The organism is Celeribacter ethanolicus (genome assembly GCF_002407265.1).
In the GTDB taxonomy this organism is placed as follows: domain Bacteria; phylum Pseudomonadota; class Alphaproteobacteria; order Rhodobacterales; family Rhodobacteraceae; genus Celeribacter; species Celeribacter ethanolicus.
The window spans coordinates 585,670-604,493 of record NZ_CP022196.1 but is presented as its reverse complement, the minus strand read 5'-3'; the positions used below and the strand labels follow the sequence as shown (position 1 = coordinate 604,493).

18 protein-coding genes are annotated in these 18,824 nt (G+C 63.3%); 6 read left to right on the top strand and 12 right to left on the bottom strand.

The window, feature by feature from the left end; all coding sequences use genetic code 11:
• Nucleotides 1-355 precede the first annotated feature (355 nt).
• From CEW89_RS02980 to CEW89_RS02960, 5 genes are read right to left on the bottom strand one after another with little or no spacing between them, the layout of a single operon-like run.
• A complete protein-coding gene (locus CEW89_RS02980) occupies nucleotides 356-1,633 on the bottom strand; it encodes an amidohydrolase family protein (RefSeq protein ID WP_096804858.1) in 1,278 nt (425 codons plus the stop codon).
• Nucleotides 1,633-2,577 (bottom strand): ABC transporter permease, encoded by a 945-nt coding sequence (locus CEW89_RS02975; RefSeq protein WP_096804857.1) that lies wholly within the window; start codon nucleotides 2,575-2,577, stop codon nucleotides 1,633-1,635. Before CEW89_RS02975 ends, CEW89_RS02980 begins: the two co-directional genes overlap by 1 nt.
• A complete protein-coding gene (locus CEW89_RS02970) occupies nucleotides 2,577-3,626 on the bottom strand; it encodes an ABC transporter permease (RefSeq protein ID WP_096804856.1) in 1,050 nt (349 codons plus the stop codon). The genes CEW89_RS02975 and CEW89_RS02970 overlap by 1 nt, the downstream gene beginning before the upstream one ends.
• On the bottom strand, nucleotides 3,616-5,145 hold the full coding sequence (locus CEW89_RS02965) for an ABC transporter ATP-binding protein (RefSeq protein ID WP_096804855.1): 1,530 nt from the start codon (nucleotides 5,143-5,145) through the stop codon (nucleotides 3,616-3,618). The genes CEW89_RS02970 and CEW89_RS02965 overlap by 11 nt, the downstream gene beginning before the upstream one ends.
• Nucleotides 5,146-6,174: a BMP family protein gene (locus tag CEW89_RS02960; RefSeq protein WP_096804854.1), complete on the bottom strand. Its 1,029-nt coding sequence runs from the start codon at nucleotides 6,172-6,174 to the stop codon at nucleotides 5,146-5,148. It lies immediately after the preceding gene.
• 393 nt (nucleotides 6,175-6,567) lie between these two features.
• Between CEW89_RS02960 and CEW89_RS02955 the strand changes: the two genes are divergently transcribed.
• From CEW89_RS02955 to CEW89_RS02935, 5 genes are all read left to right on the top strand, one after another.
• Nucleotides 6,568-7,740, top strand: a complete 1,173-nt coding sequence (locus CEW89_RS02955; RefSeq protein WP_096804853.1) for an ABC transporter substrate-binding protein — start codon at nucleotides 6,568-6,570, stop codon at nucleotides 7,738-7,740.
• Nucleotides 7,741-7,814: 74 nt separating this feature from the next.
• Nucleotides 7,815-8,684: a branched-chain amino acid ABC transporter permease gene (locus CEW89_RS02950; RefSeq protein WP_096804852.1), complete on the top strand. Its 870-nt coding sequence runs from the start codon at nucleotides 7,815-7,817 to the stop codon at nucleotides 8,682-8,684.
• A 4-nt stretch (nucleotides 8,685-8,688) separates the two neighbouring features.
• Nucleotides 8,689-9,693, top strand: coding sequence for a branched-chain amino acid ABC transporter permease (locus tag CEW89_RS02945; protein ID WP_096804851.1), 1,005 nt, complete (start codon nucleotides 8,689-8,691; stop codon nucleotides 9,691-9,693).
• Nucleotides 9,686-10,429, top strand: coding sequence for an ABC transporter ATP-binding protein (locus CEW89_RS02940; protein WP_096804850.1), 744 nt, complete (start codon nucleotides 9,686-9,688; stop codon nucleotides 10,427-10,429). The genes CEW89_RS02945 and CEW89_RS02940 overlap by 8 nt, the downstream gene beginning before the upstream one ends.
• Nucleotides 10,422-11,120, top strand: a complete 699-nt coding sequence (locus CEW89_RS02935; RefSeq protein ID WP_096804849.1) for an ABC transporter ATP-binding protein — start codon at nucleotides 10,422-10,424, stop codon at nucleotides 11,118-11,120. Before CEW89_RS02940 ends, CEW89_RS02935 begins: the two co-directional genes overlap by 8 nt.
• A 23-nt stretch (nucleotides 11,121-11,143) precedes the next feature.
• Here CEW89_RS02935 and CEW89_RS02930 read toward each other — a convergent pair whose 3' ends face one another.
• The 5 genes from CEW89_RS02930 to CEW89_RS02910 all read right to left on the bottom strand — a co-directional run bounded on the left by CEW89_RS02930 (nucleotide 11,144) and on the right by CEW89_RS02910 (nucleotide 15,794).
• A complete protein-coding gene (locus CEW89_RS02930; protein ID WP_096804848.1) occupies nucleotides 11,144-12,031 on the bottom strand; it encodes a LysR family transcriptional regulator in 888 nt (295 codons plus the stop codon).
• A gap of 83 nt (nucleotides 12,032-12,114) precedes the next feature.
• Nucleotides 12,115-12,903, bottom strand: a complete 789-nt coding sequence (gene benD / locus CEW89_RS02925; RefSeq protein ID WP_096804847.1) for a benzoate diol dehydrogenase BenD — start codon at nucleotides 12,901-12,903, stop codon at nucleotides 12,115-12,117.
• Nucleotides 12,900-13,928 (bottom strand): benzoate 1,2-dioxygenase electron transfer component BenC, encoded by a 1,029-nt coding sequence (gene benC / locus CEW89_RS02920; protein WP_096804846.1) that lies wholly within the window; start codon nucleotides 13,926-13,928, stop codon nucleotides 12,900-12,902. Before benC ends, benD begins: the two co-directional genes overlap by 4 nt.
• A 10-nt stretch (nucleotides 13,929-13,938) precedes the next feature.
• On the bottom strand, nucleotides 13,939-14,439 hold the full coding sequence (benB, locus tag CEW89_RS02915; RefSeq protein WP_096804845.1) for a benzoate 1,2-dioxygenase small subunit: 501 nt from the start codon (nucleotides 14,437-14,439) through the stop codon (nucleotides 13,939-13,941).
• Nucleotides 14,436-15,794 (bottom strand): Rieske 2Fe-2S domain-containing protein, encoded by a 1,359-nt coding sequence (locus tag CEW89_RS02910; RefSeq protein WP_096804844.1) that lies wholly within the window; start codon nucleotides 15,792-15,794, stop codon nucleotides 14,436-14,438. Before CEW89_RS02910 ends, benB begins: the two co-directional genes overlap by 4 nt.
• 296 nt (nucleotides 15,795-16,090) lie before the next feature.
• Between CEW89_RS02910 and CEW89_RS02905 the strand changes: the two genes are divergently transcribed.
• A complete protein-coding gene (locus tag CEW89_RS02905) occupies nucleotides 16,091-17,038 on the top strand; it encodes a LysR family transcriptional regulator (RefSeq protein ID WP_096804843.1) in 948 nt (315 codons plus the stop codon).
• Here the strand turns inward: CEW89_RS02905 and modC are convergent.
• Together modC and modB are read right to left on the bottom strand one after the other, a co-directional pair.
• Nucleotides 17,035-18,126, bottom strand: a complete 1,092-nt coding sequence (modC, locus tag CEW89_RS02900; protein ID WP_096804842.1) for a molybdenum ABC transporter ATP-binding protein — start codon at nucleotides 18,124-18,126, stop codon at nucleotides 17,035-17,037. The genes CEW89_RS02905 and modC overlap by 4 nt on opposite strands.
• Entirely contained in the window at nucleotides 18,126-18,818 is a 693-nt protein-coding gene (modB, locus tag CEW89_RS02895; protein WP_096807107.1) for a molybdate ABC transporter permease subunit, read from the bottom strand. Before modB ends, modC begins: the two co-directional genes overlap by 1 nt.
• Nucleotides 18,819-18,824: the final 6 nt, after the last annotated feature.

Here is an 18,824-nt window from a genome sequence, read left to right as displayed (position 1 = left end):
CAGTTTGCAGAGTTCCCGGCATCACGATCAGCAAGAAAACCCCGGCATATCTGACCTAAGTCAGATGCGAAAAGATGCAGACGTGACGACAGCGCTACAATGGCTCTTCATCCCGCATTTGGCTGATATACGGAACATTTGCGACCACACAAAAGGGCGTGCAGCGACAAAAGAAGAAATTGAAGATTGGGGTGCCGGAACGGAAAAGTGCTCAAGACGATTTTTTGAACACGGCCACGTTGTCCAGCTCCCTGACGAAGTTAGAAAATCCTCGCCAAGACCTCGGGATCAAACTTCCTCTCACGGCCTTGCTGGACGAGGTGGGAAGACCCGCTTCGCATGCCCGGAAACGGAATTATCGTTTCGGTGCGCGGCGGCGGACACGGCCCGGGCGCCCAGCCAGTGACAATGTCGCATCCTGCCTCGACGTTCGCGCGATCACCTTGCCCTTGGACACCACGGCCAACCGTGCAGGCCGCAGGCGCAGCGCGTCGACGGGATTGCTCGCATCCAGCACCACCAATGAGGCCATCGCCCCCTTGCGCAGCCCATAGTCCTCAACCCCGATGATCGCGGCATTGGTCTCGGTCACCATCGTGAAACACCGCGCCATTTCGTCCGGGTGGGTCATCTGCGCCACATGCATCCCCATGAAAGCCACATCGAGCATGTCCGCCGTGCCCAGAGAATACCACGGATCGAGCACGCAATCCTGCCCCCAGCCCACGGCGATCCCCGCCGCCTGCATCTCCCGTACACGGGTCAGGCCACGGCGTTTCGGGAATGTGTCATGACGGCCTTGCAGCACGATGTTGATCAGCGGGTTGGGAATGGCGGCGATCTCGGCCTCGGCCATCAGCGGGATCAGTTTCGAAACGTAATAATTGTCCATCGAATGCATCGAGGTCAGGTGCGAGCCGACCACCCGGCCCTGCAACCCCAGACGCGTCGTCTCATGCGCCAGCGTCTCAACGTGGCGGCTCATCGGATCGTCGGTCTCGTCGCAATGCAGATCGACCGGCAACCCGCGCTCCGCAGCGATCTCGCACAGATCGCGCACGCTGTCGGCACCGGCCTGCATGGTGCGTTCGAAATGCGGGATACCGCCGACGACATCGACACCCATGTCGAGCGCACGGAGCAGGTTCTCGCGCCCGTTCGGGGCACGGTAGAGGCCATCCTGCGGAAAGGCCACGAGTTGCAGGTCGATGTAGCCTTTGACCTTCTCCCTGACCTCCAGCATCGCGGTGACGGTGTTGAGATGATCGGGCGTCGTGTCGACATGGCTGCGGATCGCCAGAAGGCCCATGGAGGCGGCCCAGTCGCAATATTGCAGCGCACGTTCGACCATCTCCTCGACCGTCGCGATCTCCCGCAGCTCACCCCAAAGCGAAATCCCCTCCAGGAGCGTGCCGGACGCGTTCAGGCGCGGCAGGCCATAGGACAGCGTCGCGTCGAGGTGGAAATGCGGATCGACAAAAGGCGGCGCGACCAGATCGCCCGTGGCGTCGATCACCTCGCGCGCCCCGGCGTCGATCTTTGGCGCGATCTCGGCGATCTTGTCGCCCTGAATGGCGATGTCCGCGACGGTTCCGTCCGGCAAGGTACCGCCTTTGACGAGCAGGTCGAACATCATCTCTCTCCTTTGTTGAACGGCACCATCAAAGCCGCCGGAACTTCGGCGCGGCGCGACATCAGAACGAGCGCCAGGATCGACAGTACATAGGGCATCATCAGGAAGACCTGATAGGGCACGATGGCGCCCACGCCGGTCTGTTGCAACCGGATTTGCAGCGCGTCGAACGCCGCAAACAGGATCGCGCCCAGCATCGCCTTGCCGGGCTTCCATGCGCCGAAGACCACCAAAGCGATGCAGATCCAGCCGCGCCCGCCGACCATTTCGAAAAAGAAACTGTCAAAGGCGGACATGGTCAGGAACGCACCGCCCACGGCCATCAAGCCGCTGCCGACCACCACCGCGCCCATGCGGATCAGCGTCACCGAGAGGCCTTGGGCGGCCACGGCCGAGGGGCTTTCCCCCGCCGCCCGCACCGCCAGACCCAAGGGCGTGCGGTAGAGAACAAAGGCGGTCAGCGCGACGGTCAGGAAGGCCGCATATGTGAGCGGTGTCTGGTTGAACAGCGCCTGCCCCAAAAGCGGAATATCCGACAGGATCGGGATTTCGACCGGCTGAAAGGCCGTGATCTTCGGCGGCGAGGAGACCTCCGGCAGGGCGACGCGATAGATGAAAAACGTGGTCGAGGTGGCAAACAGCGTGACACCGACGCCGACCACATGCTGCGACAGCCCGAAAGGCACAGAGAGCACTGCATGTAACAGCCCAAACGCCATGCCCACCAAAAGCGCCACGCCCACCCCCGCCCAAAGCGGCAGGCCAGAGAGCACGGCGAACCAGCCCGCAAAGGCGCCCGCGACCATGATGCCCTCGATCCCGAGGTTCAAAACGCCTGCCCGCTCGCAGATCAGCTCCCCCATGGTGGCGAAAATCAGCGGCGAGGCGATGCGGATCGCGGCGGCCCAGAACGACACGGACAGCAGAATGTCGATGATCTCCATCAGTCCCTCCTGATCCGGAATTTGGTGAAGAGGATCGCCAGAACCATCATCAAAAGCGCGGAGGCCAGCATGATATCCGCCAGATAGGTCGGCACGCCGATGGCCCGGCTCATACTGTCGGCGCCGACAAAAATCGCCGCCACAAAGAACGCGGCCGCCACCACGCCCAAGGGGTTCAGAAGCGCCAACATCGCAACGACGATGCCGGTGTAGCCAAACCCCGCGCTGAGATCGAGCGTCAGGGAGCCTTTGAGCCCCGCCACTTCCGAGAAGCCGCCGAGGGCCGCCAATCCGCCCGACAAAAGCGCGGTTTTGAGGATCACTTTCGTCACCGGAATCCCCGCAAACCGCGCTGCTTCGACATTCTGGCCGACCGCGCGCATTTCGAACCCGAGCGTGGTTTTCCGGTCGATCACATAAAGCGCCACTGCACAGATCAGCGCCAAAGCAAAGCCCCAATGCAGCCGCAGCCCCTCGACGATGCGCGGCAGGCGGGCTTCGGGAATGAGCCGCACGGATTTCGGCCAGCCCATGCCCATCGGGTCCTTCAGCGGGCCTTCGAGCAGGTAGGAGACGAAGAGCAGAAAGATGAAGTTGAACAGCAGCGTGGTCACCACCTCATCGACCTTGAACCGGGTTTTCAAAAGCGCCGGGATCAGAAGGATAAAAGCCCCGGCAAGGGCCGAGGTGATGGCGAGGATGGGCAAGAGAAAGACCGAACTCAGCCCGATCGCACCCGCACCAAGCGCCGCCGTCACGACGGCCCCGGCGTAAAACTGCGCCTCCGCCCCGATGTTCCAGAGCTTGGCACGAAAGGCAACGGCGACGGCGAGCCCGGTAAAGATCAGCGGCGTGGCGCGGTTCAGCGTTTCCAGAAGGGCGAATTTAGACCCGAACGCGCCTTTGAAGATCAGACCGAAAACGGCGAAGGGATCGCCGCCTGCGACCAGCGCCAAAACCGCCGCCACCACGAAAGAGGCAAGGATCGCCAGTACGGGCGGCAGAAGCTTGCGCGCCGGGCCCGCGTTGGAAATGGGTTCAAGCCGCATGGCTGCCCTCCCCATCTCCCGCCATCCACTTGCCCAACTCCGCCACCGTCACGCTGCCGCGCGCAAAGGCCGGGCTGAGACGGCCTTCTGAGATGACATGAATGCGGTCCGACAGCGTCATGATCTCTTCGAGGTCTTCGGAGATTAACAGCACGGCGGCCCCGGATTCCCGCGCCGCCGCCAGACGGCCATGGACATAGTTCACAGCACCAATATCGAGCCCTCGAACGGGTTGGTTGGCGAGGATGATCTTCGGCGCCTCTTCCAAAACCCGCCCCAGAATGAGCTTTTGCATATTACCGCCGGACAGGAGGCGAATGCGCGTCTGAGGCCCCGGGCAGCGCACGTCATAGGTCGCGATCAGATGCTCGGTCGCGGCGCGCGCCCTGCCCCAGTTCATCCAACCCTTGCGGGAAAATTTCGTCGCATAGGTCTCAAGGATCGCATTCTCGGTGAGGTCGAAATCGGCAATCGAGCCGGTCGTGTGCCGGTCCTCGGGGATGCGCCCGACACCCGTCTCAAGTGCGGCGCGCGGGGTCCAATGCTCGGGCGTCTGGCCCAGAATGGTGAAGGCCCCGGAGCGCAGCGGATTGAGCCCGGAAATCAGATCGAACAGCGCCGCCTGCCCGTTGCCGGACACGCCCGCAAGCCCGGTGATCTGACCGGCGGGCAGATCGAGCGTCACGCCATTGAGCCCCGTCGCATGCACATCGCGCAGCGACAAAAGCGCAGGTCCCGCAGGCAGGGCGGGAATATCGGGGGCGGTCACTTCGCTGCCAACCATAAGCGCGGCCAATTCTTCGCGACTGGTGTCCGTGACGGCCCGTTCAGCGACCAGAAGGCCATGGCGCAAGACCAGCACCCGATGCGAGATCGCCATGACCTCGTGCAGCTTGTGCGAAATAAAAATGATCGACAGGCCAAGCGCCACCGCCTCGCGCAGCGTCGCAAACAAATCGTCGGTCTCCTGCGGCGTCAGAACGGCGGTGGGTTCGTCGAGGATGAGAATGCGGGACTTGCGATAGAGCGCCTTGAGGATCTCAACACGCTGCCGCTCGCCCACGGTCAGCTTGCCGACCCTGGCATTCGGGTCGACCTTGAGGTGAAATTTCTGCGCCAGCGCGGTGATCCTGGCGCGCACCGCCGCGGGCGACAGGCTGAGTTTACCCAGAGGTTGCGTGCCGAGCACGATGTTTTCCCAGACCGTCAGGTTCCCCGCCAGCGTGAAATGCTGATGCACCATGCCGACGCCCGCCGACAAGGCGGCGCGCGGATTGCCGCGCGGCAGGGTCTCGCCAAACACCTCGACGCTGCCCTCATCGGGCGCGTATTGTCCGAAGAGGATGTTCATCAGCGTGGTCTTGCCCGCGCCGTTCTCGCCCAGAAGGGCGATCACCTCGCCCGGTTGCAGGGCAAAGCTCACATCCTCATTGGCGGTCACGGCGCCAAAGCGCTTGGTGATCCCGGTCATGCGCAGGACAGGTTCACCCTGCCCTGCGTCCGTCTCAAAGGCTTGCATTTACGCGGACTTCGGCTCTTCGTCGTTGATCTCAACGGTGAAGGCACCGGATTTGATCTCCGCCATGCGCGCAGCCACGAGATCGAGCGCCTCCTGCGGAATCTTGCCCTCAAACGTGCCATAAGGCGCAAGCGAACAGCCGCCCTCTTTCATGAAGGAATACAGCCCGTAATCCGCGGCGATGAATTCACCGGCTTTGACCTTGGCGATAGCCGCGTCCAACGTCGGCTCGAAATGCCAGAGCGCCGAGGCGACCACGGTCTCGGGGTAGTCGGTCTGGGTGTCGATCACATTGCCGATCGCCAGAACGCCCTTTTCCTTCGCCGCATCCGAGACACCGAAGCGCTCCGCGTAAAGCATGTCCGACCCGTTGTCGATCATCGCATAGGCGGTTTCTTTCGCCTTGGGCGGATCGAACCAGCTGCCGATGAAGGACACCTGGAATTTCATCTCCGGGTTCATTTCCTTCGCGCCCGCCATGAAGGCGTTCATCAGACGGTTGACCTCCGGGATCGGGAAGCCGCCGACCATGCCGATATTGCCGGATTTCGACATCGCCCCCGCGATGATGCCCGACAGGTAGGACGCGTCCTGAATGTAGTTGTCGAAAACCGACAGGTTCGGCACGCCCGCATCTTCCTTGAACGAAGAGCCCATCAGGAACGCGGTGTCCGGATAATCGGCGGCCACTTCGCGGGCCTCCTGTTCGACGCCGAAAATCTCGCCGACGATCAGGTCATAGCCCTGTTCGGCATATTCGCGCATGACGCGCGGATAGTCGGTGTTGGCGGTGTTTTCCGAATAGGTGTACTCGATATCGCCCCGCGCCTGCGCCGCGACGGCGGCGACATGGATGCGGCTCACCCATTGCTGTTCGACCGGCACGGTATAGATCCCTGCCACCTTGAGCGGCCCATCTCCCGCCGCCAGCGCGGCCCGTACAAAGGGCGTGGTCAAAAGCGCACCCGCCGCACTCGCCTTGAGAAAACTGCGCCGGGACTGGCCGAGGCGCGTCATGTCTTTGGTCATATCTTGATCCCCTGTTGCTTGCTCGCATGCGCGAAGTTTTATGGTGTACGTCTGTGCGAACGCTTGGCCCACATCGCGCTCCCGCGATGCGAAACTTGGACCAATTGATTTATTTTTTGCCGAAGCTGTCAACGCTGGCCCACGCCCGATCCGCTCCGTCGTCCCCACTTCCCGATCACCGCCTAAAAATGAGGCTGTGACCCGGTGCCACTCGCAACAAAACCGATATTATTCGATACCCAAACCTTTCTCGACTTGTGCGCGCCCTGCGCACAGTCTGGCCGCAAGCTGTTCCGAACGGGTTCCAAGCCCCGGACTGGCACGCACAAAGGTCGGCCGCTGTGGCCGCCACCCGGACCCGGGGAGGGGTTCGGGGATACAGGGAGGAATATCATGAAAACCACCGTTCTGGCAGCCCTCGGGTTCGCCACCGCATTGAGCATGCCCGCAAACGCCGAAGAGATCAAAGTCGGGCTTCTGCTACCCTATTCCGGCGTCTATGCCGCGCTCAGCAATGACATCGAGGCCGGTTTCGAACTGGCGATCGAGGAATACGGCTCCGAGACCGACGCCAGTTTTGTGCTCCTGCGCGAAGATACGGAGGTGAAACCGCCCGTCGCGCTCGCCAAGGCGAAGAAGCTCATCCTTCAGGACAAGGTCGACGTCATGGCGGGCATCGTCAGTTCCGGCGTTCTGGGCGCGGTGCGCGATCTCATTGATGGTGCGGGCGTGCCGCTCATTGTCGCCAATGCCGGCAATGACGAGGCCACCGGCGCGCATTGCTCGCCCTTCATCACCCGCATGTCCTTCTCCAACGGTCAGGTGAACCGCCCGATGGGACCGTGGATGGTCGAGCAGGGCCTGACCAAGGTCTTCACGCTGGCCCCCGATTACGCCGCAGGCCGTCAAATGATCGACGGCTTTACCCAGACCTTCACTGCCGCCGGTGGAGAGATCGTCGGGCAGGAATATACGCCCTTCCAAAAGACGCAGGATTTCGGACCGTTCCTCGCCAAGGCCAAGGCCAGCGGAGCCGACGCCGTCTATGTGTTCTACGCGGGGGGCGAGGCGATTTCCTTCGTCAAACAATATGACAGCTTCGGTCTCAAAGCCGATCTGCCGCTCTTTGGCTCGGGCTTTCTGACCTCTCCGCTCTACGTCAACGCCGAAGGCCCCGCCGCCGAGGGCGTGATCACCGCGCTGCATTATGTGCCGACCCTCGACAGCCCGGAAAACGCCGCTTTCGTCACCGCTTTCGAGGCGAAAACCGGTCGCACGCCGTCGGAATACGCCGTGCAGGGCTTCGACGCCGCCCGTGCCCTCATCGAGGCCACCAAGACCGGTGCCATGGATCGCGACAGCCTCGCCAATGCCCTGCGTCAGGTGCATTTCGACGGCCCGCGCGGCACGTTGTCCATCGACCCGGCCACCAACAACATCGTCCAGCCGATCTATGTCTATGAGACCGTCGCAGGCGATGCGGGCCTGACCCAGAAGGTTCTGGCCACCCTGCCCGCAACGCTCGATCCGGTCAACGGCTGCGCCATGGCACCCGTCTCGAACTAAGCCCGTTTCCAACTGACCTCCCAGCCCGGCCGGGGCACACTCCCCGGCCGGGCATTTGTCAAAGGACCCCCACCATGTCTCTCGACCCCGGTTTCTGGGCGTTGCAGACGCTCAATGCGTTGCAGCTTTCCATGCTCCTGTTCCTTCTCTCCATCGGCCTCACGGTGATTTTCGGCCTGATGCATTTCGTCAACCTCGCCCATGGCTCGCTCTATGCGCTGGGCGCCTATGTCGCCGCAGCCGCCGCCACCGTGGGCGGGTACTGGACCGGGTTCTTTCTGGCCCCCGTCGCGGTCGCGGGCATGGGCATTCTGCTCTATGGCGGGCTGATCAAACGGATGCGCAAAAGCGGGCCGATGGCGCAGGTTCTGGTGACCTTCGGGCTGATCTTCGCGCTGCTCGATCTGACGCGGATCGTCTGGGGCGACATCGCGCTTGCCATCGAAGTGCCCCCGCTGCTCGCAGGTCGCGTCTCGCTCTTCGGCATTGATTACCCGGTCTATCGCCTGTTCATCATCGCGCTGGGCCTCGCCATTTTCGCCGCCCTCGCAGCCGTGCTCAAACGCACCCAGATCGGCGCGATGATCCGCGCAGGCGTCGACAATGACGCCATGGCCGCCTGTCTCGGCATCAATGTCGAGCGTCTGTTCTTCATCGTCTTCTGCGTCGGCTGCGCGCTGGCGGGGCTGGCGGGGGCCGTGGCCGCACCGCTTCTGAGCGTCACCCCCGACATGGGGCTTCAGATCCTGATCCCGACGCTGATCGTCATCGTCATCGGCGGGCTCGGTTCTCTGCAAGGCGCCATCGCGGGCTCGCTCATTTTCGGCTTCGTCCAGACCTTCGGCGCCGTTCTCGCGCCCCAGCTCGCCTCCGTTCTCATCTATGCGCTTCTGGCGGCGGTCCTCGTGATCCGTCCCATGGGCCTCTTCCCGGCGAAAGGCTGATACGATGTTTCAACACACTCCGCTGCGCTACGCCGCTCTCATCCTGCTGGCCGTGGGCGCCTTTGCCCAAGCCGTCACCGCCGGCTATTTCGGCCTCGAAGTTCTGACCGAAATCCTGCTCCTCGCCATGCTGGTCCTCGCGCTCGACATGGTCGCGGGCTTTGGCGGCATGGTGTCGCTGTGCCACGGCGCGTTGATGGGGGTCGGCGCTTATGCCTATGCCATCCTCACCACCAAGGCGGGCCTCGCGCCGCCCGTGGCCTTGGGCGGCTCCATCGCCGTCACCGGGGCCGCCGCATGGGTGATCGGCGCGATCGGCGCGCGCTCGCACGGGATCTATTTCATCATGGCGACACTCGCCTTCGGGCAAATGGCCTATTCCTATGTGTTCGAAGCGCCGATTTTCGGTGGCGACGACGGCATGGGCGGCATTCCCCGGATCGACCTGTCGCTCATCGGTCTCGATCTGAACGACAGCCGCAGCTTTGCGCTGTTTTGCCTCGTGCTTCTGGGCGCGGCCTATGGCGCGGCGGTGTTGATCCTGCGTTCGGGTCTGGGCCGCTCGCTCACCGGGGTTATGCACAACGAACAGCGCATGCGCGCGCTGGGCCTGACCGTCTGGCGCGTCAAGGCCGATGTCTTCGGCCTCTCCGGCATGATCGCAGGCCTCGCCGGTGCGCTCGCCGCCCAGCATGTCATGTATATCTCGCCCGGCCTTCTGGCCTGGACCGTCTCCGGCGAAGCGCTGGTCGTCGTCATTCTCGGGGGCCTCGGCACGCTGGTCGGCCCGATGATCGGCGCTGCCGCCTTCGTGATCCTGAAACACGAGGTCAGCAATGTCACCAGCCACTGGCATCTCGTCGTCGGCGTTCTGCTGATCGCCGTGGTGATGAGCCGCGCCAATGGGCTTTTCGGCTGGATCGAATCCCGCTGGGGCGCACGGCTTGAGCGCCGCCTCTCCGATATGACCCGCAAATCCGACGCAGAGGAGATCACCACCGATGCTTGAGACCCGCAATCTCGACAAGAGCTTCGGCGCCGTTCACGTCACCCGGAACGTGTCGCTGAAACTCGAACGCGGCGAGCGCCGTGTCATCCTTGGCCCCAATGGCGCGGGCAAAACCACGCTGTTCAACCTTCTGGTCGGCGAACTGACCCCCAGCAGCGGCTCGGTTCTGCTGGCGGGCGAGGACGTCACCGCCCTCCCGGTGGCGAAACGCGCCCGCCGCGGCCTGTCGCGGAGCTATCAGAAGAACACGCTGTTCGACGGGCTGACGGTCGAGGAAAACCTCGGCCTCGCCGCCGCGATCCACACCGGCGCGGGGACGCGGCTTTGGGGCGACAGCCTCGCCACACCCGAAGTGCGCGAAATAGTCGCCGAGGTGGCCGAACAGGTGCGCCTGATGCCCTATCTGCACGCGAAGGTCTCCGAAGTCAGCTATGGCGTGCGGCGGCAATTGGAGGTGGGCGTCGCTCTGGCCACCCGGCCCCTCGTCTTGCTGATGGACGAACCGACAAGCGGCGTCGGCCCCGAGATGGCCAAGGGGTTTCACGATCTGCTCAACGACCTGCCGCGCGATCTGACGCTCTTGATCATCGAACATGACATGGATCTGGCCTTCGACGTGGCCGACACGATCACCGTGTTGAACTACGGCGAGGTGGTGTTTGACGGGCTGCCGGAAGAAGCGCGCGGGTCGAAACTTTTGAAAGAGATTTATCTGGGGAGCTGGGAAGATGCTTGATCTCACATCCGTCGCCTCTGGCTATGGCGAAACGCAGGTGTTACACGGGCTGTCCTTGCGCGCCGAACAGGGCCGGGTTCTGGCCGTTCTGGGCCGCAATGGCGCAGGGAAATCCACCACACTCAAGACCATCATGGGGCTTTTGCCGACCCGCGAAGGCACGATCACATTGGACGGCCAGCCGATGGGCAAGACGCCCTATGACATCGCCCGGATGGGTATCGCCTATGTGCCGGAAACCCGCGACATCTTCCCCTCGCTCTCCGTGCGCGAGAACCTTGAGATCACTGCAAAACGCTTTGGCGACAGCGACAGCCCATGGACCATGGCGCGCGTGCTCGATCTCTTCCCGCGCCTGGGAGAGCGGATGGACAATGGCGGCACGCAGCTCTCGGGCGGCGAACAGCAGATGCTCGCCATCGCCCGTGCGCTTTTAATGAACCCGCGGCTTTTGATCCTTGATGAGCCGACCGAAGGCCTCGCGCCGATCATCGTCAAGCTCATTCACGACAAGCTCATGGAGCTGAAACACGAAGGCCTGTCGATGATCCTCGTCGAACAGAATTTCGGCTTTGCCACCTCGCTCGCCGACGATGTGGTCGTGGTCAGCAAGGGACAGGTGGTCTGGACGGGGGATGCAGACGCGATCCGCGCGGACGAAAACGCCCAGCACAGATGGCTGGGCGTGTGATAGAAAAGCGCAGGCCGGACGGCTCAGCCGGTCTTGCGCGCCACCGTCTGGGCGATGCGTTTGAAATTGCAGACATGCACCCCCTGCTCGTCGATCCGCGCATTCAGAGCCAAAGTCGTCACCCCGAGCGGCGCGCGGATCGGTCGGAACCGCACGCCATTGCGCTGGGCGGTGCCGACCGAAGCGGGCACGATGCAAATCCCCTCGCCGATCGCCACAAGGCTGAGCGCGGTCTGGATGTCCATCGTCCAGACCCGGCGCGAGGTGTCGAACCCCTGACGCGCGCAGCAGTCGAGCACGAGATCGGCATAGCTCGGGCGCGGATATTCCGGGTAGAGGATGTAATTCGGTTGGTCGAGCGCCGCGAGATCGACGCTGCGCCCACCGGTGTCGAGCGTGTCGGGCACCGCCGCGATCAGATCCTCCTCCGTCAGGGTGCGGCTCACGATATCGCTGTCCTGAAGCGCCGGACGGGTCAGCGCCACGTCAATCTCGCGGGTCACCAGCGCCCGGTGCAGTTTCGCGTTGTTCATCGGAATGAGGCTCAGATTCACATCCGGATAGGCGGCGCGGTAGGATTTCAGGATATTGGGCAGAATGCCAAAGGTGGCCGAACCGACAAACCCCACGCGCAGCCGCCCCTCCGCCCCCTGCCCGAGCCGTTTGACCTCAAGGCGTGTGTCGTTGAGCTGTTCCATGATCGACTGGGCGCGGTCCAGAAGCCTCTCGCCCGCCTGGGTCAGGCAGGTGGCATTGCGCGAGCGGTTGATCAGCACCGCGCCGAGGCTTTCCTCCAGAAGTTTGATCTGACGGCTCAGGGGCGGTTGCGCCATGTCGAGCCGTTCCGCCGCGCGTCCGAAATGCAATTCCTCGGCGACGGCGATGAAATAGGTGAGTTGCTTGAAGTTCATCCGGGCCTCCCATCCCTCTGAACATGTCTGGCGACCGGCCCCGCGATGGCGAGGCCGGTTGTCTCAATCTTGGAGGCTCCGGCTCAGCCGGTATCGCCGCCGGCCACCACAAGCGTCGAGGCGGTGATATAGCCCGCCTCCTCCGAGGCCAGAAACAGGATCGGTGCGACCTGTTCTTCGAGCGTACCGTAGCGCTTCATCATGGTGGAGCCGGTGACCTGTTCGACAGCCTCGGCCATCCAGGCCTGTTCCGCCGCTGTATCCCCCGCCGCATTGCGCGGCACCCGGCGTGGCGGCGCTTCTGTGCCACCCGGTGCCGTGGCCACGACCCGGATGTTCTCCTCCGCCAGCTCCATCGCGAGCGAGGCGGTCAAGGCATTGACCCCGCCTTTCGCCGCTGAATAGGGCACGCGGTGGATGCCGCGGGTGGCATTCGAGGAGACATTGACGATCACGCCACCGCCACGGGTCCTGAGCGCGGGCAAGACCGCATGGCAAGCCCAGAGCGTCGGCATCAAGGATCGCTGAATTTCCGCCGAGATTTGCCCCGGCTCAAACGCCCCGTAGGGCCGCATCCGGATCGCGCCGCCGACGCAGGTGATCAGGATGTCGATGCCGCCAAAGGCCGCGATGGCCGCCGCCATGACGGCCTCAGCGCCCGCATAGCTCTCCAGATCGGCCACCACGGATGTGGCGCGCCCCGGCCCCGAAGCGGCGATCTCCCCGGCCACCTCGGCCACGAACTCCGCCCGGTCGGCCAGGACCACATCCGCCCCCTCGGCACAGGCCCGGGCGGCGACGCCCCGACCGATGCCTTGAGCCGCGCCGGTGATGACCATGACCTTACCCGCAAACCTGCCGGGACAGATCATGCCGCCTCCTCCGCCGCATTCGGGGTGAATTTCTCGTAATGGAAACTGGCGGGCGTGACGCCCTTGTCTTTGAGAAATCCGCGCACCGCCTCGACCATCGGCGGCGGACCGCAGAGGTAGAGGTCGATCTCGCCCGCGTTAAGCTGCGCGTCGGTGAGATGGTGCGTGACATAGCCCTTGAGCGGATGAGAGCTGGCCGCATCCGCCACAGTCGCAGCCCATGTGAGATTGTGCAGACGCGCCGCCAAGGCCTCGATCCGGGCGGTTTCGACCAGATCGCTGTCCGAGGTCACGCCATAGATCAGATGCACCGGCGTCTCGGTCTCGCCCCTGGCCGCCATGACCTCCAGCATCGACAACAGCGGCGCAAGCCCGGTGCCGCCCGCCAGCATCACCACGGGACGTTTGCGTTCCCGCAGGAAGAAGCTGCCGAACGGGCCGGTGAATTCGAGCCGGTCGCAGGGTTTGGCGACCTCGGTCAGATAGCGGCTCATCGCCCCGCCCGGCACATTGCGAATGAGGAACATCGCCTCATCCGCCCCCGGCGCCGAGCTGAAGGAATAGGAGCGCGTGACGCCCAGCCCCGGCACGGCAATATTGACGTATTGTCCCGGCAGGAAATCGAGCGCCTCCGGGTTCGGCAACGTCACCCCCAGCACGATCGTGCTGGGAGAGACCTGTTCGAGCGTGGTGATCTCGCCCGAGAAGACCGACGGCCCGAGCTTGCAGCTCGACGACGGCACCGGCACGGAGACCACACAATCGCTTTCCGGCACCATCTGGCACGAGAGGACCAACCCTTCGGCGGCCTCCTCTTCGGACAGCGCCTCTTCGAGATAGTCGTCGCCCATATCAAAAGCGCCTTCCTCGCAGCGGCATTTGCAGGTGCCACAGACCCCGTCGGAGCAATCCACCGGCAGGTTGACCTTTTGCCGATAGGCCGCATCCATCACGGTTTCCATCGGGTTGCAGTCGATCACACGGGTCACCCCGTCCTCGAAATTGAGGGCAATGCGATAACTCATGTCGCCCTCCTCAGACGTGGTACACGTCGATGACCTGATGGATGTAATCATCCTTCAGAACCACGGTTTTCGCGGTGATCTTCGGCACCTCGCCCGACAGGTCGAGCGTATAATAAGACGTGCCGAAAAAGCTCATCGTGGTCTGGTAGCGATGGCTCAGCGTGTGCCAGTTGAACCGCAGATCGAGGTCCTGCTCGCGCCGCTCGACGATCTCGATGTTGGTGATCATGTGATTGGTGCGCGGCTCCGGCATGGTCGCACCGGAGCGTTCGGTCTTGATCCGGAACACCCGGTCCTCAAGCCCCTGACGGTTCGGGTAATAGATCAGCGACACCTGCGACTGCGGGTCTTCGACAAGCTGGTCGTCGTCGTCCCAGGACGGCATCCAGAACGTCGCCTCCGGCGCGTAACATTCCAGCCATGCGTCCCATTCACGGTCATCGAGAAGCCGGGCTTCCCGGTAGAGAAAGGCGGCGATCTGTTCGAGATCGGATTTCACGAACGCGTTCATGCCATCACCTCCTCACCTGCGGAAACCGGCGTGGCCGCCTCCTTGTCGAGCGCCTCGATCAACAGCCCCGACCAATATTCATGCTGGCGCACGAACAGCCCTTCGTCCTCCGACCGGATACCGCTCAGGATCGGGGTCATCCCCATCGCCGTCGCATTCTCGTCCGGCCCGTCGATCCAACGCGTGGCGCCCCGGCTCAGGTCGTTCCAGACCCCGTCGGCGGCGGCATAGGCGGTCTGACAGGCGCGGAATTCTTCGAGATCGTCGGGCGTGCCCATGCCGGAGACGTTGAAGAAATCCTCATACTGGCGCAGACGCGTTGCGCGCTCTTCCGGGGCCTCGCCCACCGGCGCGAAACAGTAGATCGTGATCTCCGTCTTATCGACGCTGATCGGTCGCACCACGCGGATTTGCGTCGAGAACTGATCCATCAGGTAGACGTTCGGATAGAGCGCGAGGTTGCGGGTCTGGGTGGTGATGAACTCGGTCTTCTCCTTGCCGAGACGTGCCTCAAGCTCGTCCTTGTGGTTCCACACCGGTCGCACTTCAGGATTGAGAGTTCGGGTCCACAAAAGGATATGCCCGCGCTCGAACCCGTAGACCCCGCCGACGCTTTTCGACCAACCGTTCGCGTCCACCGCCTGCGTGCCCTCGTCCTTGCGGTGGCCCATGGTGGCAGCGTAGTTCCAGTGCACCGAGCTGACGTGATAGCCGTCCGCGCCGTTCTCCATCTGGAGCTTCCAGTTGCCGTCAAAGGTATAGCTCGAATTGCCGCGCAGAACCTCAAGCCCATTGGGCGCCTGATCGACGATCTGGTCGATGATCACCTTGGTCTCGCCCAGATGCTCATCGAGCGTCGGCACATCGGCGTTCAGGCTGCCAAAGAGAAACCCCTTGTAGCTTTCGAATTTGGCGACATGTTTGAGATTGTGTGCGCCGTCCTTGTTGAACCCTTCCGGGTAGCCGCCGGTCTTGCCGTCCTTCACCTTCAAAAGCTTGCCGGTGTTGGAAAAGGTCCAGCCGTGGAACTGGCAGGTGAAGCTCGATTTCGTGCCGTGTTTGCGGCGGCAGAGCATCGCGCCGCGATGGGCACAGGCGTTGATCACCGCGTGCAGCTCGCCCTCTTTGTCGCGGGTGATGACAATCGGCACCCGACCGATCCAGGTGGTGAAATAGTCGTTCGGTTCCGGGATCTGGCTCTCATGCGCGAGATACACCCAACCGTTTTCGAAGATGTGTTTCATCTCCAGATCGTAAATCTGTTCGTCGGTGAAAATATCCCGGCGGCAGCGGTGGATGCCGTTTTCGTCTTCCTCGACGGCCCCCGCAATGCGGTCTCTGAGCGTGGTGGTCATGCGTTCTCCTCCGTTTTGGCCTGTGCCTATGGGCACGTTTGCTGTCCCGTTCGGATCGGCAGGAAGAGACCCCGGCTCCGGCGCGCCACCCGTCAATGGCACGCAGAAACCCGGCCCCCGAAACGGGGGAGAAGAGGCCCAGTCACGCCTCTTGAGACCTTTTCGGTATCTGGTGATACCTCCCTGACGGCCGCTCCTCCAGCCGCCGCATCCAAACAAGATTGGACCACTCTGCGAAACATGAGCTAAAAAATCCAAGACCAAGTTCATCTGTTTCTATACGAGGAGGGTATAGTATGGAGATGCGCCAGCTCCGCTATTTCGTCGCGGTCGCCAGCGAGCGGAATTTTTCCCGCGCCGCCGAAAAACTGCACATGGCCCAGCCACCGCTCAGTCGCCAGATTCAGATGTTGGAGGCGGAAATGGGCACCGAGCTGATCGACCGCACGGTGCGCCCCCTGAAACTGACCGCGCCGGGGCGGCTCTTTCTCAAACAGGCGGAGCAAATTCTGGCCCATGCCGAGGCCGCCAAGAAGATGATCGAGCGCTCCGCCCATTCCGGTCGGCAAAGCGTCGTCTTCGGTTTCGTCGCCTCGACCATGTACGGTCGCTTTCCGGCGCTCATTCGGGGCTTTCGCAAAGCGGCGCAGGATGTCGACATCAACCTGATCGAGATGAGCAGTCTGGAACAAATTCCGGCCCTGAAAGAAGGCCGGATCGACGCCGGTTTCGGCACGCAGCGCTTCGAGGACCCCGCGATCACCCGCGTCCTGTTGCGCGAGGAGGATATGCTCGTCGCCATGCCCGAAACCCATCCGCTGGCGCAGGAAGACGGCCCGCTGCCGCTGGCCCGCATCGCGCAGGAGCCGCAGATCCTTTATCCAAGCCAGCCGCGCCCGAGCTTTGCCGATCAGGTGCTCGCCGTGTTCCACGACCACGGCATCTCCCCCAACATCGCCCATGAGGCGCGCGAATTGCACATCGCCATCGGGCTTGTCGCCGCCGAAGAAGGCATCGCCATGGTGCCCGAGGCGGTGCGACGTTCGCGCATGGACGGGCTATGCTTTCGCCCCATCGTGGAAAACCCGACCTCGCCGATCTTCATGAGCTTTCGCCGCGACGATAGTTCGCGCCCGATCCGCCAGATGATGGAGGTGATCTGCGACCGCTATCCCGGCTGGGGTTATGCCGCGCCCGAGGGGCTGCGCAAGGAGTTGGAGAAACGCGGCGTTCCGAAGGCCTAAGCGGGAGCGGCCACCGCGCCGATGTCGGAGGAGGCCACCGCGACCGTCTTGACGATAGCATGGATCGCCACGCCTGGCGCCAGATCGAGCGCCTGCGCCGAGCGCCCGGTGATCCGCGCCAGAACCCGCCCCGCTTGCGTGTCGATCGCCACGATCACCGCCCCCTCATGCGGCTGCATCTGCTGCACCACGCCCGAGAGGATGTTGAGCGCCGACAACCCTTCCGGGCGGCTCCGCGACAGGATCACGTCATGGGCCGCGATCCGCACCCGCACCTTTTGCCCCGGTGCCTGGGCGATCTGCGGCAGAAAGAGCGGCGCGCCGCCCGCGTCCAATTCGGTCAGCCCGTCGGCATGATGCGTCTTCACCGAAACGGTCAGAACCGCGCCCGCCTCCCGCGCGCCCATCGGCAACACGTCAGGATCGCCCAAAACCTTCGCCGCAGCGCCTTGCCGCACCACCTTGCCGCCCTCCATGACAACGATCGTGGTCGCAAGCCGCGCCACCTCGCTGGCGGAATGGCTGACATAGAGGATCGGCACCGCCACCTCGTCGCGCAATCGCTCGAAATAGGGCAGAATCTCCGCCTTTCGGGTCTCGTCCAAGGCCGAGAGAGGCTCATCGGCGAGGATCAGTTTCGGTGCGGACAAAAGCGCCCGCCCGATGGCAACCCGCTGCTTTTCCCCTCCCGAAAGCGCGCCGGGACGCCGGTCGAGCAACGGGCCGATGCCCAAAAGCTCGACCACCCGCCCCATATCCTCGCGCGGCGCGTCTTTCGGCGCGAACCATGCACCGTAGTTCAGGTTCTGTTTGACCGTCAGATGCGGGAACAGCCGCGCGTCCTGAAAAATATAGCCCAGACGGCGCTGATGCGGTTTGAGCCGCAGCTTGCGTTCGGTGTCCAGAAGTACCCAGTCCCCCGCCGCGATCCTTCCCCGGTCCGGCATCAACAGCCCGGCGACCGCATTGATCACCGTGGTCTTGCCCGAGCCGGAGGCGCCAAACAGCACCGTCAGTCCCGGCGGGGCTTCGAACCGCGCATCGAGCGTGAAACCGGCAAACGCATGGTGCAGATCGACCGACAACATCACTTGCCCCCCACCCGATCCGCCACACGTCGGGCGAGAATTTCAGACATCAACAGCGCCGCCATCGCGACCGCCACCGACACAAGCACCAGTTTCATTGCCGAACCTTCGCCGCCCGGCACTTGCAGAAAGGCATAGATCGCCGAAGGGATGGTGCGGGTCTGGCCGGGAATGTTGGAGACGAAGGTGATCGTCGCGCCGAATTCCCCCATCGCCTTGGCAAAGGCCAGAATGGCCCCCGCCACGATCCCCGGCAAGGTCATCGGCAGGGTCACGGTCAGAAACACCCAGAATGGCGAGGCCCCCAGAGTGGCCCCCGCCTGCTCCAGTTTCACATCCACCGCCTCGATCGACAGCCGGATCGCCCGCACCATGAGCGGAAAGGCCATGACACCGGCGGCCAGCGCCGCGCCTTCCCAACGAAAGGCAAAGGTGATGCCGATTTTATGGAGAATGCTGCCGACAGGCCCTTTCACCCCGAAGGTCAAAAGCAGCATATAGCCCGTGACCACCGGCGGCAGGATCAGCGGCAGATGCACGATGCCATTGAGCAATTGCTTGCCCGGAAAGGACCAGCGCGCCAGAGCATAGGCGGTGAAAATGCCCAAAGGCAGGCTCGCCGCCACCGCCCAAAAGGCGACGCGCAACGACAGGCGCACCGCCGCCCATTCTTCCGGTCCCAACCAGTCCAGCAAAGA